Below are 24,457 nucleotides of genomic sequence, written 5' to 3' on the forward strand. Positions count from 1 at the left end.
ACAGAGAAATTTTTTGACATATGCATTTCGATTGTAGAACGTATGTTCTGTTTGTGCTATAATGTTTTTAAAAATGTGACAGGAGGCGTGAAAATTGAGTAATAACTTTTTAATGTACCAAACTGAAGACGGTCAAACGAAAATTGAGCTTCGTTTAGAAGATGAAACTGTTTGGATGACTCAAAAATCACTCGCTGACTTGTATCAAAAGAGTATTAAAACAATAAGTGAACATATTAAACATATTTATGATGAAGGAGAATTGACTAAAGAAGCAACTATCCGGAAAAGCCAGATTGTTCAAACTGAAGGAGATCGGGAAGTTACTCGAGAAAGCAATTTTTATAATCTAGAAGTCATTATTGCTGTTGGGTATCGCGTAAGGTCACATCGCGGGACGCAATTTAGACAATGGGCTACAGATAAAATTAATGAATACCTAGTCAAAGGCTTTGTGATGGACGATGCGCGCCTTAAAGAAATGAGAAATATAGGTTCTGATTATTTTGATGAATTGCTAGAACGAATTAGAGATATTAGAGCATCTGAAAAGCGATTTTACATAAAAATAACGGATATCTATGCCACATCAGTAGATTATGATCCTCAAGCAGAAATCACACGAACATTTTTTGCTACTGTTCAAAACAAATTACACTATGCAATTCACGGCATGACAGCAGCAGAATTAATTCAATCTAGGGCCGATGCAGCCCAAAACAATATGGGTTTACAATCATTCAAAGGCGAAAAAGTTCGGAAAAACGATGTCACTATTGCCAAAAATTATTTAACTGAAAAAGAATTGAAGTCACTTAATCGAATTGTGACAATGTATCTCGATTATGCAGAAGATCAAGCAGAAAGACAGCAACCGATGTATATGTCAGACTGGATCGAAAAATTGGATGCGTTTTTACAATTCAACGATAGAGAGCTACTGCATAATCCAGGTAAAGTGAGTAAACAAGTGGCAGATTCATTAGCGCATAGTGAGTATTTAAACTACAATCATGCCAGAAACAGAATGAATAGCCACAGTGATTTTCTAGATTTTATTAAAGAAAATGATGTAAAGTATTTTTCCGACAGTGACTAAAGTTGTGATGGACAATGCATACCCCGAGCTGAAGCGTAAAGCCGATCTCATTGCGAAAGATCATAATCATAACGGTGTAATCCATACTTTAAATGTATTGTTAGATTTGGAAGCTTAAGTAATATTGGTAAAGACACTTCAATATGTCATAAAAAACGTCTATGTTCCCGTGAGCATAGGCGTTTTTATTTTTCATGGAGACTTATTTTTCCACTTTGTAAGCAAATAGTGTCAACACAGTAGAAGCATGTAAGAATTTTTACTAAGTATATACATTCTTTAACTATAAATAACCTAAAGTAGTTAATAATATGACATATCATGTAATGTAGGTACACATTTAGGAAGCTGTTTGTCATAGCAATAGTTTTGAAAGGGTAATTGGAAATAGTTTATTGAAAAATGCGGATTCAAACTAATACAACTAAAGGTTACTTAATACACAATATTGATTTAAAAAATACATATTATAGACCTTTGAAATTTGCTATGTTATTAAAGTAGGAATAGTATCATGTCGTTTGTAAAATAGCGTGTATTGAGATATGGATTGAACAAAAGACATCATGAGAATGAGCAAAGGAGAATGTTTATGAATTCTTGGAGGACGTTATTTAAAATTTTAGGATTAATCTTGTTAATGTTTGTACTTTCTGTTTTTGCACAGAACATTGCGATTTCTTGGCATTTATTGTCATTATTAGGCTTCGAGTATGTTTTACATGGCTTAACGTATGTTGTCGTTGCGCTATTTCTAATTAAATTAATAGCTAACAAAATGTTAAAAAGGCCGCTCTCGTATTTTCGTATTACACCAATTCGTATTTTTCCGAGTAGTATGGTTTTAGGTGTGTTATTAGCCACACTTACAATTGTTTTCTATTTTGTCTTTGTGCCAGGGCATTTTAGTGTGACTCATGTTGAATCAACAAAGGCGTTTTTGGAAATGATTTTTGAATTGATTGTCCTTGGAGGAATTGCAGCGCCGATTGTTGAAGAGGCGATTTTTAGAGGTGTTTTACTGAAATATATTGAAGAAAAAACCAATATTGTCGTTGCGATGGTGATGACGTCTGTCATTTTTGCAATGGTACATTTGTTTAATGGGCGATTAACGGGGATAGATTTTTATTTGTTAATCATCGGTGGCACAATGGTGGGTATACTGTATGCGATTGCTGCTTATCGTTATAATTCGATTTGGGCGAGTATTGTGCTTCATATGTGTTGGAATATAGGATCACTCATTACAATTTCCCCAACTCAAACTGACGATGGATGGATTCAATACGTAATTAATAGTCATAACGTATGGCTTACAGGTGGGGCATACGGCTTTTCCGTTTCTATCGTTGCAATCATAGGTTATATGATTACAGCTATAGTGATTCTCTTTTTAAAAAAGGATAGACATTTTTCAAAATAAAACGTGTTTAAATTTTAGAATGAATGTGACTTTTTATATGAGAAATAAAACATAGCAATACATATCCCATAGTCTCAAAATAATATAAAGCTAAAAGGTAAAGAGGTGAAAATCAGTTTGAAAAAGAATAAGTTCGATTTAATTAATTTAATTTCTATCATCATGTTAGCAGGAATCCCTTTACTGTGCTTATATGTTCTCAAACTTCAAAGCACTACTGTGTTTATTATATTTGGTGTGCTTCTAGTATTGTCTATCTTATTTGATAAAAAAAGAAATAAAGAGGGCTGATCCTTCTCTTTTTACTTATATATAACCGAGTTTCCCGAAAACCCCACACGCCAAAACTATTTTTGAGTGTCAGACTTCTTCTTTTTTAAATCGACATATAGACTAATAACGCTAGAGAAGATGACAGATAACGGACATAACATCAAGTATATGTCGAATCCTCTCACGAAAAAGATAACGGCGAGTATGAATCCAGTCACAATCATTACGATATCAACAATTAAGGCTAATGTTGTTTTAACCAATGCTGTTCCTCCTCTCATATCACTACATCGTCGTCATTATATGTTTAATTTTAAAATAATTATGCTACTTTATACCCATTTTGTGCATTTGTTACATTATATTTTTAAATCTTGTCATGCTATTAATGATCAATAGTGACCTCAGTGACTGCTCATCGGCTATTGATTGTTTTTCCTCCTATATGGCGCCACAGAACGTATAAATCAACGTCTATGCCTAACTTTAAGCTATCATTGTCGATTGCAGTATTTCATCATTTGTGAAAACGCCATTGATGAGAAAAGTAAGAAATGCCGCGTTAAAATCGTCATCAAACCATTTTATGTATTTTTTTAATTTCTTACTTTCTAAATAATGTAACCAAAACACATACTTTTGGAATAACTGTCATCAAAGGGGAGGCTACTTTTTATATTGATATTAGGTTCGGACGTGGGTTGTACTTCACGTTCATGTTGTTTGTCATTAGTTTCAATATAGCGCGCCTTTATGATAGTTAAAGCTGCTTTGTCATTACGATTTCATCTTTAATCACAATACCATTGTTACCTTTAAGAGGAATGGAAGGTTTGACACGTCTTGCCATATCAACAGCGTTTGGTCGAATGGCCGACATGCGATATCCATTTCTTTGATAAAAGTACAACGCTTTAATGTTTTCATTAGTCGTTATCAATTGGAGGGTATGGATATTTAAAGAATATGCGATATTTTCGACGTGCTGAATGAGCTGACTGCCAATACCTTGATTTTCTTTATAGCTCTCTAGTGAAATGATTTCCAATATGTCCATACCAATTTTATAAATTAAGACACCTATTAGACTTCCGGCTTCAAATGCTAAGATGCAAGGGTATTGTGTTAAATCATAGTGACCTGATGAAACGACCATTGTTGAATCGAATTGATGCTGTGTTTTTAATTCTGAAACTAAGTGTGCATTTAACTGTTGTAACGATTGAAATGTAATCAATTACAGCGCCCCTTTACCTAAAAATTTTATATTCACTTGCCAATGATATATTCTTCAAAGCCTCATGCCCAAGTTTTAAACAATGATGTATCGGTATTTTGCATTTATTGTAACAAATGTATGAATGAATTGTATGAGTTTGCTGAACAATTCGTTTTTTATTCTTTCTAAAAAGATTTTGTCAAATATGTATGTTTAATCAGCTGTAAAGTTTTACCTTGAAAATTCTAACACTACATATTGTTTCACATCAAACACTCCCTACCTTTGTTGAATTAAGTCCCATTATACTGAATAGTAGCGAGCAAGTGAAAGCCTATATTTTAATTTTTTATTGATTATCGATAAAAATGGTGGTATGATTTTATCGATAATCAATAAAAAGGGGAGATTTCCATGACGATACCTAAACTGACGAGAGTGCTACAAATATTAACTGCAATGATGGCTATCTTATATTTTATAGTAGGCATTACAAAAATATTACAATATAACGAGTTGTTTGAAGTATCAATTTGGCACGCACCTTTACAATATCAACTTTATGCAGGAGTATATATCGTACGACTGCTAATACTCGTGATTGTTTTTGTCTTAACGTTCATATTATTTAATGATATATATAAGAAATTTGATTTTTCAGGTGGACCCAGGATGAGAATTTTATATATTGGTCTAGGGGTAATTCTATTTTCAGGGACAAAATTTTTAATTGCTTTTCTACATGTAGATTGGGAATATGTGAAAGTATTAGATATTCGTGAGTTGAGCGACACACTTTTATTGCTTCTAGGTATCGAGGCTATTATTTTTGGTACTATTTATGACAAGTCACGGAAACTCAAAGAAGAAAATGATTTGACAATATAATAATTCAAATAGATCAAATTGAGATGAAGGTAGGGGTAAATATGACAAGGAATATTAAATATCTAAAATATACTTTAGCAGTATTAATTATTTTATTTGTATCACTTTCAATAAAAAATTTTCTTAAGTATAGCCAATTGTTTGATGACGGAATTTGGCATGCATCAATATCGTATCAGCTTTATGCCCTTGTATATGTGATACAAGTTATCTTAGCTCTAGTCGTTTTTATATTCGTATATCAAATATTTAGTAAAGTCAACGTCAATACTAAATTTAAATTTTCAGATAAAATACACGATAAAACGTTGTATGCTTCGATGTGTATTTTGATTTTTGTTTCTCTTCAATTTTTGATAGATTTCTTACATGTGGATCAAGCCATCGTTAGCGTATTAGACATTGGCAACCTGACTGCAACATTACTTGTTGTTATTAATTTATTATTGCTCTCATTTACTACCATTTATAGAAAATCTCAAGAAATCAAAGAAGAAAATGATTTGACGATATAAGGAGTCTTTATGATTAAAATAAAGTTAGATGAAGTGTTAAAAGAAAAAGGTGTATCGCTGACTGAGTTGTCCAAAGCCGTCGATGTGACCATTGCGAACTTATCTATTTTAAAGACTGGGAAAGCAAAGGCCGTGCGCTTCAGTACTTTAGAGGCCATCTGTAAATATTTAGATTGCCAACCCGGCGACATTATCGTTTATGAAGCATCGTAATGCGACTTAATTCTAAGATAAGTTAACACAAGGGTTCGTGTGTAATGCGTGTGTTTAAAAAAACCCTAAACCCGTCCAAAGCTTTGAATGACAAGGTTTAACTGATAATGAGATATAAAGAAGAACAAATTGTTATCCTCTCTTAGCGCAAAATGTTGTATAATTTGCGTTAAGAGAGGTGTTTTTTAATGACTTTACAAGGCATAGATTTCTTACCACCCCAAGTTACTCTGGAAAATGCTTTAGATTTATACAAATCAGTTGCTGAAATTAATAGTTTAATAGGTGCGTTAAATACACAAATTAATCATTCATTGGTAAGTACACAAATGATTCAATTATTGACGTTATCAGAATCAGTTCAGTCTACAAGAATTGAAGGGACACAGGTCACATTTTTAGATATTATTGAAGAAACACCGAATGAACAGAAAAGTACGGAAGTGACGGAAGTGCTCAATTATAAAGATGCTTTAGATTATGGTGTCATGCAAATCAAAAATGGAAATCCGATTACGACGCGTTTGATTCATGAATTACATAAGATATTGATGGGACGTAACACAAGAGGCACTACTGTCTCTTCCGGCGAGTTTAGAAAGATTCAAAATTTTATTGGACCGAGTAGCGATATTAAAGATGCTGTCTATATTCCCGTTCCTGCTCATGAAATTGATGACTATATGACAAACTGGGAACATTACATCAATCGTGTGAAACATCCTAGTTTTAATCATGTACTCAAAGAAGGGTACACTTTTTTAGATGAACAATCTGATCCACTGATTAAAACTGCAATTATGCACGCACAGTTCGAATCTATTCATCCTTATCTAGATGGTAATGGGCGTCTCGGTAGAATATTAATTGTGCTGAATATGATGGCCGAAAGTGCTGTGAATGCGCCAATATTTTTTGTGAGTGAAGAATTAGAGCGAGAAAGACTACGATACTACAATTTGTTGAATAGTGTCAGAGGTTCTCATGCCGATTGGTACAAATGGATTCAGTTTTATTTACGCGCTTGTCAACGGATGATTCTCAATCTACAGACAAAGCTCGAAAATATCGAAACATTAGCTAAAGAAGGGCTTAAGAAAATTAATAATGCTGCGGGCTCAAAAATCATGGATGTATGGTTTTACACGTTTACAACACCTAATGTGACTGTTAAATATGCAGCTAAAAGTTTGAATATGAGTGAAAACACTGCCAGAATGCATTTGAACACACTTGTTGAATTAGGCATGATTGATGTGGATCATGCGCGAAAACGTAATAAAGTGTATGTGAATTATGATTTACTCCAAATTCTTAGATAAGTTAACACAAGGGCTCGTGTGTAAGGTGAGTGTTTAAAAAAGGAGCTGAACGCTCAAAAACGTTGCTATGACAGTGTTTTGTATAATAACTATTAAAAAATCCTGCAATCTCTTAACGCAAAATTTCGTGTTTTTTGCGTTAAGGGGTTTGTGGGATGTTTTTTATGCGTCGGGGGTATGGCTGGATGAAGTTGCGATGTGAACGATGATATTGCTGGCGATGGACTAAGAAGAATGGTTTGAGGTCGTGAAATGATAGACATAGAATATGAAGTGTATCGTATGTCATTATCTATTTAAACTGTAGAAAAAACTAATTTGATATGGTATTAAAAATAGTTTGATATGAAAAAGAATGTTTGCTTCGTGTGATGACGGTGATACGAAATTTTAACAACTGACCTTATCACGGATCAACAAAAAGAAAAGTTTATGTACCAAAATGCCGAAACGTTATTGGGAAGATAAACGATTCACATTTCAAACACTTTTGTGCGGATGATGCGCAGAAGTGTTTTTAATTGTTGTGTAACTGAAAATAGTGTTCGATGTATCATTGGGTTTAATAGCGAACATCAATTAAAATAGAATTAACATAAGGAGGAAACGCTATGGAAACACTCTATCTTGCAGGTGGATGCTTATGGGGTGTGCAAGCATTTGTCAAAACATTGCCCGGAGTTGTCACAACAGAAGCAGGACGTGCGAATGGTGAGACACAGACTTTAGATGGTCCATATGATGGCTACGTGGAGTGCGTCAAAACAACATTTGATCCGTCACAAGTCGATGTCACTGCATTAATGGGCTACTTGTTTGAAATCATAGACCCATACAGCATCAATCAACAAGGAGAAGATATCGGCCCTAAGTATCGAACGGGTGTGTACAGCGACCAACCGAAACATTTAGATGAAGCGCGACAATTTATTCACCAGTGCCCTGATGCCGACCGTATTGCTGTTGAAGTGAAACCACTCACGAACTATATTCCGAGTGCCACTATTCATCAAGATAACCTCGATAAATATCCGAATGATTACTGTCATATACCAGTAGCTTTGATGAAGAAATATAGTTAAGGTAACTTTTGGATAATATTGAAATGCAATTTGTTGGACGTGTTCGCTATGTTTATAATGATTGCGCTGATGATGCTTGAATAGCTCACGTCAGGCTGTCATCTCAACTGAATAGGAATTGATTGAAAGGCACGCTTGATGGGAGCTATACGGGATTTTCGATTTCAGCCGCTTCTAATCCTTTAAGCGTGTCCTTTTGGCAATCGAGCTTTAATAGTTCAACAAGAGGACCATTTCAGACTTTGCACCATTTCAATGCATCAACAAGTGTGACACAGTTAGCGATGAGTCAATGCCTTGAAAGCTACAAATGAGCACGAGCAGAAATCGGGCAGAAACGTAACAAGCTTTGACCTACGCGCCACTTTCATCCGTAAGTTGTTCCACGACAGTGACCATATCGTCATGAATCACCAGTTCTGCAAAGTGGTCGTAAGGGGTTTCGTCTTTGTTAATAATGACGAGATGTTGACCTTGAAAGTTTGAAATCAGTCCGGCTGCGGGTTGAACGACGAGTGAAGAACCGAGCACAATCAACGTGTCTGCTTGTGTGATTTTTTGTAACGCACGCGTCATCGTGGCTTGGTCTAACATTTCTCCATAAAGCACAATATCCGGTCTGATCACATGGCCACAACGTTCACATTGGATGCGTTGCTGTTCAATGATTTCATTTTTCGTATAATGTTGCTGACAATTCGGACAGTAAAAGCGATTGAGCGTCCCATGTAATTCATCGACATGTTGGCTCCCTGCATCACTATGAAGGCCGTCAATATTTTGCGTGATGACGCCTAATGCTTGCTGATGTTGTTCTAATTCGGCAATCCATTTATGAACAGGATTCGGCAATTTATCCGCTAAGAGTAAACGTTTGTGACAAAATCGCATAAAACCAACTGGGTCATCTTCTAAATAATCGATGCTCAACAAATATTCCGGTGAGTAGCCTTCTTTTGAAATTTCATCAAACAAACCACCCATGGAACGGAAATCCGGGACACCACTTGCGACTGATACACCTGCACCCGTGAAAAATGCGATGCGCTCTGAGTGGTCGATGATATGTTTTAATTGATCTATATGATGTGCCATAGTTGAATCACCCCATTTATCCATGTCACTTTTATTTTATCAAAAGTCATATCACAACAAAATAGGCGCGCGTGGTGTGGACGATGGTTGTACCGACAATGCGAGGTGAGCAGTGAGACGGTCATATATGTATGGCAACACAGAAAGAGACCGGGAAGTTCTGCTATCCCAGCCTCACTTTCATTTTAGGTTAAAAAAATGATTGAAAGTAAATATAGATGATATGGTAAAAAATTTACTTCTCCATTCAGAAACTTGCTCGTATCCTACCTATTTGGTGAAAGATTGACCAATTGGCTGAGACTCCTGAGGGATCAGACGCAGCCGAAAATCCAATTCGGCCTCCATCTAGTGAACACTTTAATAAAGCCGAATTTAGTTGAGGCAAGTCCCTCGGAAAGCGAAGCCATGATGGCAATTATAAAAATATAGTGTTCATATCATGAGGACAAGTATAAATAATATTTTTAAGCCAGCTAAATTTATAGTACCAGCCTCAATTTTAGTTTCAATCATCTTCATGTTGATCAACCAATACTTTACTAAACAACCAACTTTTCTTATTTTTGACGAGCAAGTTTTCAGCTTTCAACTCATTAATAATATGTCCGGTTGTTTCGCGTGAAACACTTGCAAGGTCACTCACCATTTGAATCGTTAAAAAAGGCTTAATTTCATAAAACTCGTCATGATCGTCGCCAATTGTATGACATAAATAAATGAGCACTTTAATCACACGAGATTTGGCATTTTTAGCAGTGAGCGCCATATTGTATTCAGTCAGTTGTTGTTCACTCTCACATAAATATTTAAACAGTTGAATGAACACTTTGTGATGGTTTTTGCATAAATATTCTATCAAATCGATAGGAATGGTCATCACAATACAGTCGGTGAGCGCAGAACAAATCTCATGTGTGACTTTATCTTGAAATAGATTGTGAAGCGGATATAATTGTTGATCTTTGTTAATCACACGATAGAGATCACCATGGATATTGTAATGTTCGCGTACGATATAACCATCGATTAAAAAATACATATGTGTCAGTTCATCTGATGAATAATAAATCACTTGGCCTTTGTTATACTGTCTTACGATAAATTCATTTTTGTAAGGTTGTAAGACAATCGAAGGAATATTGATAAATGCAGCGAATCGTTCTAAACATGTGTGAATGTCATTTTGAATTAGGGAAGTATCGATTATTGCGTAATTGTATGACTTTTCCCCCATATAAGCACCACCTTATGACTACTGATAAATTTGTGTGCCGGCTTCTCCTTTAAAGGCTTCGTACGCTTTGTCTAAGTTTGTAATCACCGCACGACGCCCTTCTCCATTTTCCACAAAATTGATAGCCGCTTCAATTTTAGGGAGCATTGAACCTTCTGCAAATTTACCGTCACGTGCATATTGTTTCAAACTCGCGACATCGATTTGTGTCAATTTCCATTGATCCGGTTGATTGAAGTTAAGATAGACGTTTTCAACATTCGTTAAAATCATCAAAACATCCGCATCAATCAATTGTGCTAACCGTTCACTTGCGAAGTCTTTATCGATGACGGCTTCCACACCTTCATACGTATCATCTTTTTTGATGACAGGGATACCGCCACCTCCACAAGCGATAATGATGTTGTTATTTTCAACTAAAGTACTGATGAGTTGATGCTCTAAAATGGATACAGGCAATGGAGAAGGGACCACTTTACGATACCCTCTTCCAGCATCTTCTTTATATATTGAATGAGGGTTTTCGTTTTTCACTTTTTCCATTTCTGCTGCTGTATAAAAAGGGCCAATCGGTTTCGTTGGATGCGCCATTCTCGAATCATTTTCATCCACTTCTACACGCGTGATGACCGTTGCAGCTCTACGGTCACTGTTCACTTCGGCTAATACACGATTGACCTCGGTTTCAATCCAAAAGCCGATCATCCCTTGTGTCATCGCACCACATGTATCGAGTGGCATCGCAGGGGTTTCGGGACTATCCGCTTTTTGTTGTTGAATAAGAAGGTTACCAATTTGCGGCCCATTACCATGAGAGATAACAATATCATAGTCGGTCTTAAATAATGGCTTCAGTGTTTGCATCGTCGCACGTATCGCCTTTTTTTGAGCTTCTGAAGATCCATCTGTCGTTTGAATGGCATTGCCACCTAAAGCAATCACAATTTTTTTATGCATAAAAATCACTCCTCATTAAAATACATCGATGGCACCAGTGAGTAGTCTGACGATGCCGATGATCGCTAATAATAAAATAAGCATGAAAAAGATATAATCGATTTGTTTTAAAGGTTTTTGATTGTTTTTTTGTACAATCGTATAAACGACAAGTCCAGGTACATAGAGCAACATGGTTAACAGTAAGTAGTCTAATCCAGCTGCATAGATGAGCCATATTGTATAAAGTGAAGCAATGATACCAATGATCCATTGCTTAGTTGTCGCACGTTGTTTTGTTTGGACGGTATACTTCACTTGGTAAAATGCACTCAATGTATACGGAATTAAAATGGCGCTGGATGCAAGTGAAAACGCAAATTGATATGCACTTTGTGTGAACAGCATGCTGATTAAAAAGAGTTGAACTAAGATATTCGTAATGAGTAATGAATGACTCGGTGCTTTATTTTGATTTTCTTTTGCAAACCATTTCGGAAATAGGCCATCTTTTGCGACGATGAACGGTAATTCACCGGCTAGAAGCGTCCAGCCTAACCATGCACCTAAAACCGAAATAATCAACCCGATGTTCACGAGTACAGCGCCCCAATGTCCGACGATATGTGCTAACACAGCGGCCATAGAAGGGTTGGAAAGTTCTGAAATGTGATTTTGTTGGATGACGCCTTGTGCTAGGACGGTCATTAAGAAATAGATGACTAATACAGAAACCAATCCGATGACCGTTGCTGAACCGACATCCTTTTTATTTTTAGCGCGTCCAGAAAAGACAACGGCACCTTCAATACCAGTAAAGACCCAAACCGTTACGAGCATCGTACTTTTAACTTGAGAGAGTGTATCTCCCCAGCTAAACCCTTGTGATGCGTGACTTGTCATTCCTAATAGTCCTGCTTTAAACGTGTCAAAATTAAAGGCAACAATCATACATATAATGACAAGTAAAATAGGGATTAACTTAGCAACCGTTACAATACTGTTGATGAGTGCAGCAGTTTCGACGCCTTTTAAAATGAGGTAATGCACACCCCATAATAATAAGGACGCGATAATAATAGAAGGAAGGGTGTTGCCGCCTTCAAAGATTGGGAAAAAGTTACCGACTGCAGACATGAGTAAAGTCGCATAGGCCACGTTACCTAAAAATGCCGCAAACCAGTAGCCCCAAGCACTCGAAAAGCCGATAAAGTCACCAAAACCTACTTGGGCATAGCTGTAAATCCCACCGTCTAAATCTTGGCGCTCATTCGTTAAATTTTGAAAGACAAACGCAAGTGAAATCATACCAACTGCAGTAATGAGCCAACCTAAAATTATCGCTAATCCGCCAGCGTGACTCCCCATATCTGAAATGATGTTGAATGCACCGCCACCAATCATCGAGCCAATGACTAAACCAATTAAGGAGGTTTTATTTAATTTGTTTTCATCTGTTCCACCCATATGTCATATCTCCTTTAGATAAAATCAAAAGTCCAGTTTAAATATTATATTAAAGGGTTTTGATATTATTTCATTATAATAAGTATGTCTGGACTTTTGAATTATATCAAATCTATTGAACTATCCGAGTGTCGCCGCCATGACAGCCTTGATGGTATGCATGCGGTTTTCTGCTTGATCAAAGACTTTGGAATGAGGACTTCTAAAGATTTCGTCAGTCACTTCCATTTCAGTTAGCCCGTATTCTTCTTTAATTTTTTGGCCATAGACAGTTTCCGTATCGTGGAATGCAGGTAAACAATGTAAGAAAATCGTATCGTCTTTACCTGTTTTATCGAATAATGCGCGATTCACTTGATAGTCTTTCAATAATTTAATACGTGATTCAAATTCACTTTCTTCACCCATAGACACCCAAACGTCTGTATAAATGACATCTGCGCCTTTAACACCTTCATCAATATTGTCAGTAATTTTAATTGAACCGCCATCTTGTTTCGCGCGACGTTCAGCGATCTCAATGTAGTCTTGCGCAGGGAATAAAGATTTCGGTGTACAAATCGTCACGTCGACGCCTAACATCGGACCTGCCACAAGAAGTGAATTGGCGACATTGTTGCGGCCATCGCCAATATACGTGAGTTTAATACCATCTAAATGACCGAACTTTTCTTTAATGGTCATATAGTCGGCTAACATTTGTGTTGGATGCCATGCGTCAGTGAGTCCATTCCATACAGGGACACCTGAGTATTTGGCTAAATCTTCTACCATATCTTGTGAGAAACCGCGGAACTCAATACCGTCAAACATACGACCTAATACTTTAGCCGTGTCTTCTACAGATTCTTTTTTACCTAATTGAATGTCATTTTTACCTAAAAATTCAGGATGTGCACCTAAATCAATAGAAGCAACGGTAAAAGCTGCGCGTGTCCGTGTCGATGTTTTTTCGAATAATAGCGCGATATTTTTACTTTCTAAATAGCGGTGAGGGATTCCTTGTTGTTTGTAGGATTTTAATGTCATCGCAAAATCTATTAAGTCTGAGAATTCTTTTTTCGTAAAATCGTCTTCTTTTAATAAATGTCTGCCTTTTAAATTTAATGGTTTTTGAATGTCTGTCATTTTGAAAATCCTTTCTATAATAAGATGATGAAATATTTAAATGTCTTCTCTGTATAAAGGTTGACTCATACATCTTGGGCCACCACGACCTCGGACCAATTCACTACCGGTAATTTCGATCACTTTGACACCATGTTCTCTTAAAAGTTGGTTAGAAACGTAATTGCGGTCATACGTCACGACGACACCTGGGCGAATTGTTAATGTATTTGAGCCATCGTTCCATTGCTCGCGCGCACCGTCAATCGCATCGCCGTTACCTGTCGGGATGAATTGGATATTGTCGACATGTAACGCATCTTCAAGTGTTTGCTTCAGTTGACTAGAGTGAGAAATTTTAATATCGTTCGTTGTTTCATCTTTTTCAATCGTAAAAATATTCATTTGATTTTCTTCTTTAAAGATTGCCGCATGCATCGTAAATTTGTCGTAATCAATCATCGTAAATACTGTGTCCAAATGCATGAAACTACGACTGTTCGGTATTTCAATTGCCAACAATTTCGTAAATGTTGATTGGTCATCGAATAAAATTTGACGGGCTAACCGTTCAATCGCTTGTGCTGACGTCCGTTCTGAAATACCAATGGCCAACACTTCTTTTGAAAGAATTAATTCATCGCCGCCTTCAATATTGAATGGACAATTTCGGTCTAACCAAACCGGCACATCCGCGTCTTTAAAGCGAGGATGATGTGCGAGAATGTACGTCATGAAAATCGATTCTCTGCGACGTGCACGCCAATACATGCGATTAATCGTCATGCCTCGGCCGATAGAAGCTTGAGGGTCTCTTGTGAAATAGAGGTTCGGCATAGGGTCTAAATAAAATGGATATCTATCGTCCATATATTCCACTAAGTGATTCATGTCGAGTTGAATTTCCTCTTTGCGCACACCCGCCATAATTTTATCGACGAGTTCTTGGTCACTTAAATTTTCAAAAAGTGCTTTAATCTCTTTTTCGTGACCGAGTACTGTTTTTTGAGATTCTGCTAAAATGTCGTCAATAAACTGTTCGCGTACAGCCTTGTCAGCAATCGCCTCAGCTGCTAATTGTTCGAGATAGACGACTTCGACACCTTCATCTCTTAACACTTGTGCAAATTTGTCGTGTTCTTCTTGAGCCACTTTCAAATAAGGGATGTCATCAAACAATAAACCGCTGAGATGATCGGGCACAAGATTTTCTAATTCTTTGCCAGGTCGTTTCAGTAAAACCGTTTTTAATGTGCCGATTTCACTATTGACTTGAATAGGATTCTTTTCCATTGTTGCGCCTCCTTTGTTTTAATACACCCAAAGTATAAAGCGCTTTCTTTATATGTATTGTGAATTTTTTCTCAATAACAATGTCTAATACTTCATACAAATGATGTATTCAATGCATAAAATTGATAGATTATGCATGCCGAGTACTTGAATGGTGCATGTGGATGAATAATCATTGAATATGACATGGAACGCGCAATGAAAGATGGTGCTTCATTCAATATGATGTATGGATATCCATTTGATAGGCAGGTGCGTCTGATGAATATGAAAAAGGGCGTTTTGAGAGGTGCCAAAAAGTTCACATCTGAGAATCAATTGTTTTGTTATGATAATGATGTGTATGGTTGTCTGACTGACCTATCATCAGATTAAGGAGTTTAAAAGTATGAAGAAGAGTAAGAGATTAGACTTAGTATCGATGGTTGTAAAGGAACACGATATTCATACGAAAGCAGAAATTGTAGATTATATTGAACAGCATTTTGGCATCCGATACAGTCTTGCTACGATTAGTCGAGATTTAAATGAGTTGAAGATCTATAAAATGCCATCAGAAAACCAACAACGATGCTACAGACAATATAACGAAAATGCACAAAAAGAAGCGAAAGCACGGCTCATTGATTTGTATCAAGAGGAGATTATTGCGCTGAGTATTAAAGATACGTACTTAATTATTAAAACGTCACCTGGTTTTGCGCAAACGGTGAATTTTTATATCGATCAAATGAATTTAAAAGAAGTAATTGGCACAGTGGGCGGTAACGATACCATTTTAGTGATTACGCATTCGAATGAACTTTCCAAATTTGTACATTATAAACTGTTCAACCAAACGTATGAAACGCCACATGTGAAACACTAGTCACAATATATAGGAAAGGTGCACAAAATTGACTTTTCATAGATTTTGCAATAGAATCAGGTAAATTTAGTGAACATCGATGAGACTGCATCGAGGGCGTATAAAGAGGTGACATCCATGAAAAAGTTTTGGAAATGGAGTATTGGTATAGTGGTGCTATTGATTGTCGTGTGGGTGACGTATATAGGCATTTACCGCAATACATCAATCGCCAATAATCCGAAACATGCCAAGTATATTGATAGCGCAACACCGACGTTATTTTTGCATGGTTACGGTGGGACGGTGAACTCTGAAAAGTTTTTAGTGAAGGAAGCGGAAAATCAAGGTGTCACACAAGATGTCATTACTGCACATGTGGATGAAGCGGGTGAAGTAAAATTAAAAGGACATTTGGATAGTGACACGATTAATCCTATCGTACAAGTTGTCTTGAAAGAGAATAAAGAAGAAGATCCAGATGTGAATGCGGAATGGTTTAAAAACGTAATCGTTGCGTTACAAACAGAGTACCATATTAAAAAATTTAACTTTGTCGGACATTCAATGGCGAATATGACTTTTGCGCAGTATATGGCGACATATGGTAAAGATACTGCATTGCCACAGTTACAACGTCAAGTGAATATCGCTGGGACGTTTAACGGTGTGTTGCATATGAATGAAGAAGTGAATGAAATTACGCTTGATGCGGACGGCAAGCCAAGTCGCATGAATCCGCCTTATCAAGATTTACGTGTACTGAAAGATGTGTATAAAGGAAAAAATATTGATGTCCTTAATATTTACGGGGACTTAAAAGACGGTACGGACTCTGATGGCAGTGTATCGAACGTCTCTTCTCGTTCATTAAAGTATCTACTTGGAGGTAGCGCGAAAACGTATCGTGAATCCGAATATGTCGGTCCTGACGCACAGCATAGTGAATTGCATGATAATGAAAAGGTTGCACGTGAACTGATTCAATTTTTGTGGGGGAAATAACCGCAAGCTGCATTTGGAAAGGATGACAACTGAATGACTATGAAACGACCACCGCATGGGTACCGAGATGTGCGGGGTCGTTTTTAAATCTGTGGATGTATGGTAGGTATGCGTTAAAGTACAGTCCTTGTGCTACACCCACCCTTTATCATGCGCTTTTTTCCATGCATCGAAGCGGTTGTCTGCTTGGAGTTTGTCGATAATCGTTGACGTGTAATTGCGTATGGTGCCATCTGATAAATATAAGGTTTGTGCAATTTCTTTACTCGTCAGTCCTTTGCCGATTTCTTTTAATACGCGTTGTTCTTTATCAGTAAGGGGATTACGCTCTGTGACAAGTGAGGTCATTAAAGCATCACTGTATTCTTTTTGACCTGCCATAACATGATGAATGGTTTGGACCAATTCGTCTACAGAACGTTCTTTGAGCACATATGCATCGACATCGTATGCGACAGCCGTTTCAAAATAACCGGGGCGTTTGAAAGTGGTGACAATAATCACTTTGACCTCAATGGCTTGTTCACGAATGTGTTGTAATACTTCTAGTCCTGTTAATTTTGGCATTTCCACATCTAATATGACGACATCAACAGGTTGGGATGTCACAGCTTTCAACGCCGCTTGTCCATCACCAACATCAGCAACAACATCTATTGCGTCATGCAGTTGCATCAGTTGGACCATCGCTTGACGTAACATCGTTTGATCTTCAGCTAACACGACACGAATCATAGTGGCACGCTCCTCGGTATCAAAATTTGTATATGTAGACCATGATGGTTTTGTACATGTAATTGCCCTTTTAAAACATCAACGCGGGCTTGGATGCTTTGGAGATGAATAGGGGACGTGTCTTGAATGCCGCAACCATTATCTTGGATGTCGAGCTGCAATCCGTCAGTCGTTTCGGATAAAACTGCATAGACTGTTGTCGCGTCAGCATGTTTAATAATGTTGTTCATCGCTTCACGGAGCACCATCGCGAGTAATCCTTGTTTTGCTGGGTTCAATGCATGTGCCAGTTGAACCCCTTCAAAATGGAATTCCAAATTGGCATCCTTTAACAACCTCTCGACAGATGCCACTTCTTCCGTAAAAGACGGAATTTTCAAATCGTTAATAATGACACGGATTTGATTGAGTGTTTCCTTTGAAATGTCGTTTAGGCTTTTTATTTCAGCTTTTGCACGGACTGGCTCCGTATCAATTAACTTCAGTGCCAGCTCGGATTTTAAGCTTAATGCCGCAAAAACGTGTCCGAGCGTATCATGTAAATCTTGCCCGATGCGGTTACGCTCTTGTTCAGCAATTAAAAAGTTAAGTTGTTTATTTTTCGTTTCAAGTTCACTTTCATACTGTTGTTGTTCAAGCTTTTTGAAATTGGCAAACATGATTAAATGAATAACAGTAAAAAATACGATTAAAGTAATGATATTGTAGATGGCTGGATAATAAATGGCTGTGACAATGATACAAAGCACAATTGTAGCAAAGAAAGTGAAATATTCTTTAGACCATAACGTCACTTTAAAGACGTAAGGTATCGCAAACGCACTATAAAATAAAAATAGTGCAGTCATTGGGCTCATTGCATAGACAAAATAAATAATCCCGCCATATTGACAAAGCAGTAAGGTATACATCATACCGTGAGAGAGTAGCGGATATCCTACCACAAGTACGGTATAAACAATAACAAAGAGACAAGTCACGACGACTAAAATATCGTGACGCCCATGATAGTATGGACTCCATAAGTTAAGTATCGGAAAAAGTAAATAAAGTAAACTGGATAAATTCAGATAATGTAAATCTAACTTTTTAATCATGTCGTTTCACTTCTTTTACGAATATTGTGTGCAAGTGTTAAGAAAATTATACAATATACCAACAATACGATTAAAGATGTCAGTGGAAAAGATTCATGCAAACTCACTGCGTAGGACAACTGTTTGAGGTGATAGGTCGGTGTTACCAGTGCAAGATGTTGCATGAAGGTCGGAAATTGTGACACTGGAAACCACAGGCCACCGAGAACGGCTAGAGCTAAATACAAAATGTTGCCGACCCCACTCGCTTTTTGGACATCATTCATCTGTGCAAGTAATGCTCCTATACTCAACATCAGACTCGCCCCGAACCAAATTAAAACCCCGGAACTCACCCATTCTGTCCACTGCATTTGTACGCCTTTAAATTCTGCAGCTACTGTAAAAATAATGACAATCGACAACGCAAATTGACACATCGTTTTACCAATTTTTACACCGATGTAGTGTGCGGGTGTCAGTGGTGTGCGCATGAGTCGCTTGTACCAGCCGCGTGTGCGTTCGTCAATGATGTCAAAAGGGAAAGAAAACAAGCAAAAACTCATTAAACTAAATGTCGTCATACTGTACATATATTCTTGATTAAACTTTGCCATGATAGGTTGAGGTAGGTCAAGAATGGATGTAAATAATAAATAGAATGCGACTGGCAATAGAACGGCAAGTACAAAGCGTGTTTTGTGTCGCGTGAGTAGTCGGAGTTCTGTCAAAAAGTAATGTTTGATCATTGTGATACACCGCCTTGGTCTTGTTTGAATATAATATCGAGTAGTGAATGGTGATGAATTTCAATATGCTGCAAAGGAATGTTGCGTGCGAGTAACTCGATTAACGTTTGCTGTACATCCGCTGTTTCAATTTGAAGTTGCCCGTCATCTGTTGGTGTGAGTTTGACGCCAGATAACTGTGATAGCAGTGCTTCAGGTGGTGGTGTAGGCAATGTGATGATGGAGCGTCCTTGTTCTTGCTTTATATGTTGTGGCGTATCATCCATCACTAAACGGCCTTGATTGAGTACAATGACACGATCTGCCATTTGTTCAACTTCTTCTATGTAGTGAGAAGTATACAAAATCGTACGTCCATTTGCTTTCAACTGACGAATGACTGACCAGAAATGTTGACGCATTTCGACATCCATCGCACTGGTTGGCTCGTCTAAAATGAAGCATTGCGGTTGTCCAACAAGTGTTAACGCAAAGTCTAAAATACGTTGTTGCCCACCTGAAAGTTGTGTCGCAAATTGTTGGAGTTGTGTTTCTGTAAAACGTGTGATTTCAATCCATGCTTCAAGGGGTAAAGGTGCGTGATAGCAATGTGCAAATAAGTGATACAGTTCAATGACTTTCATGCGTTCTGGAAAGCGACTTTGTTGAAACAGTACACCTAATTGTTCAGAAGTTAACAGATGGTCAGGATCTTCAATCGTGCCTTGTACAGGATGACGGTCACCGATAATCATATCAATAAGCGTAGTTTTTCCAGAGCCATTCGGTCCAATCAGTGCGGTACATTGGCCGGCATGAATTTGAAAAGAAATATCATTTACAACGGGATTTTGATGATAGGTTTGAGTAAGGTGGTCTATTCGAATCATACAATTCACATCCTTTTATGGGTTAGGTTGATTGTATATGTGCGCTTGATTATGTTGTAGTGCAGTTTGTCATGAGGTTGATATGACATTTGTCATTAATTTGGGAGAGCGAGATTGAGAAGACTAAACAACAGCGAAAAGCTCGGACAAATGAATGTCCAAGCTTTGAAGAAATATAGCGTAACATTGAATTGTCATGAATGGCACATGTATGTAGAAATCGTTTAAAGTTGATCGACAACTAATACTTTGATGCCAGAGTACAAGTTATAAACTAAGTAATAGAGCGCACCTACAATTGTAATCACAATAACAATCACGAGAAAAGTGGTGAGCACAGCGCCACTTGTATTGAATATCGTGAGCATACAACCGAAAGCAATAAACGAAAGCACAGATGGTAGCACGTGATAAATCAATGCTTTTTTACCATGTGTTGAAACAGGTTGTGGTGCGACAAGCCATACGATGAGTGGAAATAATATTGGTGCAAAAAATACACTGAAATATGAAAGACAGGCTAATAATTTTTCTGTTGAAGTTGACATTGTATCTTCCTCCTCGTTGTCATTATAACCATAAGTTTCTTTGAATTAAAATGGTTATTTTAACATTTCATAGAATACAATTATTTTTGTTTTCCACATGAATATGATGTTCAAACATGTGACTGCCTATTCAGGATAAGATGCGGGTTCGATTCAATGGTTAACGCCTTCGTGATGAGGCAAATTGTGCGTGCAAATGAACAATGATAAATGAATGGATGATATATAAATGAGCGTGAAAATCACATAGCATTGGTTTTTGTATAGAAAAAATGCACCTGAGCTCATGCGTATTTTTCTTGTGTTAAAAAATAGGGTCTTGACTTTAAAACGAAAAAGCGTAGCATTTATTATATAAAAGTATTATATGTTTTTGTATTATTTAAATAATCAAAAAGGTGTGATTAAAATGCTAAAAGGGTGGACGACGATGGCACTATCTGCGGTAATGACACTCACTTCATTATGCTTTACGACTACCAGTTACGCACGCAATTTATTAGGGACGACGACTTTAGCTGCTTCATCTGATGTACCTACTGCTATGCAACAACCTCAGCATGTACAGGGTCATGGAAATGCAATCCCCAACAGTCAACAAGAGCACCTCTCATCACAAGACATCCTTCCAATTCCTTATCCTGATGTGAACCAATATATTATGAAAAACCATATTGAACATGCCCCAGTTGTTAAAGATGCACGTATGGAGAGCTTGCCTAAAATTCCATATCAGTACGGCGCTTATATCGGTGTCGTTATTCATGAAGTCGGTGAAGATGACCGTACATTAGAGCAATGGGTCGACCGGATGTATCGGACATATGAGAGGGCTTTTGTTCATGCATTTGTAGATGCACATGAAATCCATATCACAGCGCCGTCAAACTATATTGCTTGGGGTGCGGGAAAAAAAGCTAATCCGTACTTTTATCATATTGAAGTCGTCCGGATGTATAGTTTTGATGATTTTGCAAGATCGGTGAATAACCAAGCATGGCTCGCAGCATATATGTTGAAACAACAAAATATTGAACCGACATTAGCCGATGCGCAAGAAGGGGTGGGCTCGATTATTAGTCATAACGCCATCACAAGATACTGGGGCGGTACCACACATACTGACCCTATCGCATATTATAATAGATGGAATTACAACATGGATAAATTTTTTGAGTTAGTGAAATATCATTATGATCAAATGTAAAATAACGCGGTTTTGATAGCAGAAGTATCATTAAAATCATAAGCGGGGCTGGGACATTCGTTTCCTAGCCCCTCTTCAACGATGAACGAAAAGCAAAATATGAAAATACATTAAGGTAAGACCATTAAAAAATTTGTGTCTCAGTATCTGTCTGTTTTATTGAAGTTCAGATTGGTGCTTATAAAAGTAAAGTTGACGGGCGCCTTCAATCGTCATCATCCAAACGATATGTCCGAATAACTCAGATACATGCTCATGGAAAGGTTGATGCCATGGTGCCGGTACTGTGTGCATGAGCGGCATTAAAATCAAATGGAAGAACACCCAAATGACCACCCCGAAAACAGCCCCATAACCCACAGCGACAGCTGCGTACTTTTTCACTAACATGCAATAAATCACAGCAATGACAATAGAAAAACTGAAATGTACGATAAAACTTACCCATGGCAGCGTCATTTCTGAAAATGTATACGTTTGATGTGTAAAGTCATGACTCAATCCGAGTTGTTGCAATAACTCTTGTGGTGGATTTGTCGCATTTCTTTCTGGCGTACGCGGTGGAAACATCACTTCCCAACCGAGTTTAACGATTCCAGATAATATACCGCCAATTAAACCTGTAAAGAGCAACATGCCCCATTGTCGTTGTCTCAATATCAGGACCTCCTTGTTGTATTAGATATTCAAAGTATAAAATTATGTGAAAAATTTATCAATATATTATTATCATATACTTTTGAATATTTGATGACGAATAGATTGAGTCAAATAAATGGTCGCCTATTAGTTAAAGCGATAGGTTATATAACAAATAGCGCATCATTTCATTATGTGCACTGTTGGTGTTTCGTGATGGTTTCGAGAATTGCTCGAAAAATAAACGCTAAAACAAGGTATCAGTCAAATCCCCAATCCTATGTTATGATAGTAGCAAATTTAAAGACAGTCATCAGCGGGTTGAGAAAATGATCTAAAGGAGAATCAAGATGAAAAACATTGTATTTATTTGTGGGAGCTTGAGGAAAGGTTCGTACAACCGAATTTATATGGAGAAAATGATGCAACAAGTTCCTGAAAATTGGAATATTAAAGAAGTATCATTCAAAGATGTTCCCGTATACAACTTTGACCTTGAAGGCGATCAAGAGCCAGCAGCTGTAACCGAATTTCGTGATGCGTTAGGCGAAGCAGACGGTATTGTCATCGTCACACCGGAGTACAATACAGGTACACCAGGTCCGTTGAAAAATGCGATTGACTGGGCATCTCGTATTAAAAATAAAGGGGACCGTTCACCATTAATCGACCGTCCATTTGCGATTGCGGGTTGTTCACCAGGCGCAACAGGTTCGGCATTGTCTCAAGCACAATTAAGACAAACACTAACAGCGATGAATGCGCATATTATGCCAGGACCCAAATTAATTATCGGACGCATACATGAATTGATTACAGATGCAGGGACAATTGAAGACGAGCGCACAATTTCTTATATGAAACGTTTTGTAAATGCATTCGATGCCTATATCGATCGTTTAAATTAATCATTAAAAGCTCATGGTAGGGGTGGCTATCATGAGCTTTTTTGGCGTGTGTTTAAAAATTGAAGTGGATCACTTTTATGAACAAATAAAAAAGAAAGCCATGCGTTTCATTTCAAAAAGTTAAGGTCGGTATGCCCTTTGTCGGTTATCAACGGATACAGCGACTGTGAATGGCGGGACGACCTTCTTTGATGGCGTGGATTTTTGTAATTGTTTGTATCCGTTTTGGTAGAACAAACGATAATATATGCATAAGTTAGTAGTTTTATGAAATATAGTTTACTTATTACATTTATTTTATTTATAATAGTTTTGATAGAGATTATTTCATTCAGCCAAATAGAGAAAAAGAGAGATTGGAGTGTATGAAATGAGTTATGCTGTAGGTATTAGTTTTACGATTTTAATTTTATTAACAGGTCTATGGTTTATTATTTTTAACCGCCATCAACCTATTATTTTCTTTTTTCCAGAAAAGGCGCGTACGAATGTATTAACAGGAAGATCTTTTCTAGTTTTAAGCTTGATTTACTTTATCATTGTCATCATTTTACCCGTACGGATCTCGACCATGTTGTTACTGTACATAGGGTTGACGGCGTTGGATTTAATTGTCATGTACATATTATTAAAACTAGAAGTGATTGAATAATAAGCAATATGTGAGACGGCTTTGTGTGGAACAAGGTCGTTTTTTGA

Annotated in this window: 26 protein-coding genes and 1 pseudogene; 13 read left to right on the top strand and 14 right to left on the bottom strand. The window is 37.2% G+C overall.

Going from position 1 to position 24,457, the window contains the following annotated elements; genetic code table 11:
* Window positions 1-94 precede the first annotated feature (94 nt).
* From EL101_RS00200 to EL101_RS00210, 3 genes and pseudogenes are all read left to right on the top strand, one after another.
* Complete coding sequence (locus tag EL101_RS00200) at window positions 95-1,099, top strand: virulence RhuM family protein (protein WP_096595935.1); 1,005 nt, start codon at window positions 95-97, stop codon at window positions 1,097-1,099.
* Window positions 1,098-1,217 (top strand): annotated as a pseudogene (locus tag EL101_RS13405) (Cof-type HAD-IIB family hydrolase); the annotation flags it as partial. The gene EL101_RS00200 and the pseudogene EL101_RS13405, both read left to right, overlap by 2 nt.
* Window positions 1,218-1,691: 474 nt before the next feature.
* Window positions 1,692-2,525: a CPBP family intramembrane glutamic endopeptidase gene (locus EL101_RS00210; RefSeq protein ID WP_096595936.1), complete on the top strand. Its 834-nt coding sequence runs from the start codon at window positions 1,692-1,694 to the stop codon at window positions 2,523-2,525.
* Between the two features lie 347 nt (window positions 2,526-2,872).
* Here EL101_RS00210 and EL101_RS00215 read toward each other — a convergent pair whose 3' ends face one another.
* Both EL101_RS00215 and EL101_RS00220 read right to left on the bottom strand, forming a co-directional pair.
* Window positions 2,873-3,061, bottom strand: coding sequence for a hypothetical protein (locus EL101_RS00215; RefSeq protein WP_096595937.1), 189 nt, complete (start codon window positions 3,059-3,061; stop codon window positions 2,873-2,875).
* Between the two features lie 497 nt (window positions 3,062-3,558).
* Window positions 3,559-4,035: a GNAT family N-acetyltransferase gene (locus EL101_RS00220; RefSeq protein WP_096595938.1), complete on the bottom strand. Its 477-nt coding sequence runs from the start codon at window positions 4,033-4,035 to the stop codon at window positions 3,559-3,561.
* A gap of 396 nt (window positions 4,036-4,431) precedes the next feature.
* Here EL101_RS00220 and EL101_RS00225 point away from each other — a divergent pair, with 396 nt between their 5' ends.
* The 5 genes from EL101_RS00225 (at window position 4,432) to EL101_RS00245 (ending at window position 8,037) form a co-directional block, all read left to right on the top strand.
* The gene (locus EL101_RS00225; RefSeq protein ID WP_096595939.1) at window positions 4,432-4,905 is read left to right on the top strand and encodes a hypothetical protein; all 474 of its coding nucleotides are present in this window, start codon (window positions 4,432-4,434) and stop codon (window positions 4,903-4,905) included.
* Between the two features lie 41 nt (window positions 4,906-4,946).
* Window positions 4,947-5,420 carry a hypothetical protein gene (locus EL101_RS00230; protein ID WP_096595940.1) on the top strand — a complete coding sequence of 158 codons (474 nt, stop codon included), beginning with the start codon at window positions 4,947-4,949 and terminating at the stop codon, window positions 5,418-5,420.
* A gap of 9 nt (window positions 5,421-5,429) precedes the next feature.
* Window positions 5,430-5,633, top strand: coding sequence for a helix-turn-helix domain-containing protein (locus tag EL101_RS00235; protein ID WP_096595941.1), 204 nt, complete (start codon window positions 5,430-5,432; stop codon window positions 5,631-5,633).
* Between the two features lie 188 nt (window positions 5,634-5,821).
* Window positions 5,822-6,955 carry a Fic family protein gene (locus EL101_RS00240; protein WP_096595942.1) on the top strand — a complete coding sequence of 378 codons (1,134 nt, stop codon included), beginning with the start codon at window positions 5,822-5,824 and terminating at the stop codon, window positions 6,953-6,955.
* A gap of 611 nt (window positions 6,956-7,566) precedes the next feature.
* Window positions 7,567-8,037, top strand: coding sequence for a peptide-methionine (S)-S-oxide reductase (locus EL101_RS00245; protein WP_096595943.1), 471 nt, complete (start codon window positions 7,567-7,569; stop codon window positions 8,035-8,037).
* 354 nt (window positions 8,038-8,391) lie between these two features.
* Here the strand turns inward: EL101_RS00245 and EL101_RS00250 are convergent, their stop codons facing one another.
* From EL101_RS00250 to arcA, 6 genes are all read right to left on the bottom strand, one after another.
* Window positions 8,392-9,132: an NAD-dependent protein deacylase gene (locus EL101_RS00250; RefSeq protein ID WP_096595944.1), complete on the bottom strand. Its 741-nt coding sequence runs from the start codon at window positions 9,130-9,132 to the stop codon at window positions 8,392-8,394.
* A gap of 508 nt (window positions 9,133-9,640) precedes the next feature.
* The gene (locus tag EL101_RS00255) at window positions 9,641-10,369 is read right to left on the bottom strand and encodes a Crp/Fnr family transcriptional regulator (protein ID WP_096595945.1); all 729 of its coding nucleotides are present in this window, start codon (window positions 10,367-10,369) and stop codon (window positions 9,641-9,643) included.
* Between the two features lie 18 nt (window positions 10,370-10,387).
* On the bottom strand, window positions 10,388-11,329 hold the full coding sequence (gene arcC, locus EL101_RS00260) for a carbamate kinase (protein WP_096595946.1): 942 nt from the start codon (window positions 11,327-11,329) through the stop codon (window positions 10,388-10,390).
* 15 nt (window positions 11,330-11,344) lie between these two features.
* Window positions 11,345-12,775 (bottom strand): arginine-ornithine antiporter, encoded by a 1,431-nt coding sequence (gene arcD, locus EL101_RS00265; protein WP_096595947.1) that lies wholly within the window; start codon window positions 12,773-12,775, stop codon window positions 11,345-11,347.
* Window positions 12,776-12,895: 120 nt separating this feature from the next.
* Window positions 12,896-13,903 (bottom strand): ornithine carbamoyltransferase, encoded by a 1,008-nt coding sequence (gene argF, locus EL101_RS00270; RefSeq protein WP_096595948.1) that lies wholly within the window; start codon window positions 13,901-13,903, stop codon window positions 12,896-12,898.
* Between the two features lie 36 nt (window positions 13,904-13,939).
* Window positions 13,940-15,175: an arginine deiminase gene (gene arcA, locus EL101_RS00275; protein ID WP_096595949.1), complete on the bottom strand. Its 1,236-nt coding sequence runs from the start codon at window positions 15,173-15,175 to the stop codon at window positions 13,940-13,942.
* A 388-nt stretch (window positions 15,176-15,563) separates the two neighbouring features.
* On the opposite strand from arcA, the gene EL101_RS00280 reads away from it, so the two are divergent.
* Both EL101_RS00280 and EL101_RS00285 read left to right on the top strand, forming a co-directional pair.
* On the top strand, window positions 15,564-16,043 hold the full coding sequence (locus tag EL101_RS00280) for an arginine repressor (RefSeq protein ID WP_096595951.1): 480 nt from the start codon (window positions 15,564-15,566) through the stop codon (window positions 16,041-16,043).
* Window positions 16,044-16,160: 117 nt separating this feature from the next.
* The gene (locus tag EL101_RS00285) at window positions 16,161-17,027 is read left to right on the top strand and encodes an alpha/beta hydrolase (RefSeq protein ID WP_096595952.1); all 867 of its coding nucleotides are present in this window, start codon (window positions 16,161-16,163) and stop codon (window positions 17,025-17,027) included.
* 132 nt (window positions 17,028-17,159) lie between these two features.
* On the opposite strand, the gene EL101_RS00290 is transcribed toward EL101_RS00285, so the two are convergent.
* The 5 genes from EL101_RS00290 to EL101_RS00310 form a co-directional block, all read right to left on the bottom strand.
* Entirely contained in the window at window positions 17,160-17,762 is a 603-nt protein-coding gene (locus EL101_RS00290) for a response regulator transcription factor (protein ID WP_096595953.1), read from the bottom strand.
* Entirely contained in the window at window positions 17,759-18,859 is a 1,101-nt protein-coding gene (locus EL101_RS00295) for a sensor histidine kinase (protein ID WP_096595954.1), read from the bottom strand. Before EL101_RS00295 ends, EL101_RS00290 begins: the two co-directional genes overlap by 4 nt.
* Entirely contained in the window at window positions 18,856-19,587 is a 732-nt protein-coding gene (locus EL101_RS00300) for an ABC transporter permease (protein WP_096595955.1), read from the bottom strand. The genes EL101_RS00295 and EL101_RS00300 overlap by 4 nt, the downstream gene beginning before the upstream one ends.
* Window positions 19,584-20,456, bottom strand: coding sequence for an ABC transporter ATP-binding protein (locus tag EL101_RS00305; RefSeq protein WP_096595956.1), 873 nt, complete (start codon window positions 20,454-20,456; stop codon window positions 19,584-19,586). Before EL101_RS00305 ends, EL101_RS00300 begins: the two co-directional genes overlap by 4 nt.
* A 224-nt stretch (window positions 20,457-20,680) precedes the next feature.
* Entirely contained in the window at window positions 20,681-21,004 is a 324-nt protein-coding gene (locus EL101_RS00310) for a magnetosome magnetite crystal formation protein family (RefSeq protein ID WP_096539906.1), read from the bottom strand.
* Between the two features lie 409 nt (window positions 21,005-21,413).
* Between EL101_RS00310 and EL101_RS00315 the strand changes: the two genes are divergently transcribed.
* Window positions 21,414-22,211 carry a peptidoglycan recognition protein family protein gene (locus EL101_RS00315; protein WP_096595957.1) on the top strand — a complete coding sequence of 266 codons (798 nt, stop codon included), beginning with the start codon at window positions 21,414-21,416 and terminating at the stop codon, window positions 22,209-22,211.
* 156 nt (window positions 22,212-22,367) lie between these two features.
* Here EL101_RS00315 and EL101_RS00320 read toward each other — a convergent pair whose 3' ends face one another.
* Window positions 22,368-22,847: a YagU family protein gene (locus tag EL101_RS00320; protein ID WP_096596068.1), complete on the bottom strand. Its 480-nt coding sequence runs from the start codon at window positions 22,845-22,847 to the stop codon at window positions 22,368-22,370.
* Between the two features lie 353 nt (window positions 22,848-23,200).
* Between EL101_RS00320 and EL101_RS00325 the strand changes: the two genes are divergently transcribed.
* Both EL101_RS00325 and EL101_RS00330 read left to right on the top strand, forming a co-directional pair.
* Window positions 23,201-23,758, top strand: a complete 558-nt coding sequence (locus EL101_RS00325) for an NADPH-dependent FMN reductase (RefSeq protein WP_096595958.1) — start codon at window positions 23,201-23,203, stop codon at window positions 23,756-23,758.
* A gap of 370 nt (window positions 23,759-24,128) precedes the next feature.
* Window positions 24,129-24,410: a hypothetical protein gene (locus EL101_RS00330; protein ID WP_096595959.1), complete on the top strand. Its 282-nt coding sequence runs from the start codon at window positions 24,129-24,131 to the stop codon at window positions 24,408-24,410.
* Window positions 24,411-24,457: the final 47 nt, after the last annotated feature.

The sequence above is a fragment of the Staphylococcus delphini genome (genome assembly GCF_900636325.1).
Taxonomy (GTDB): Bacteria; Bacillota; Bacilli; order Staphylococcales; family Staphylococcaceae; genus Staphylococcus; species Staphylococcus delphini.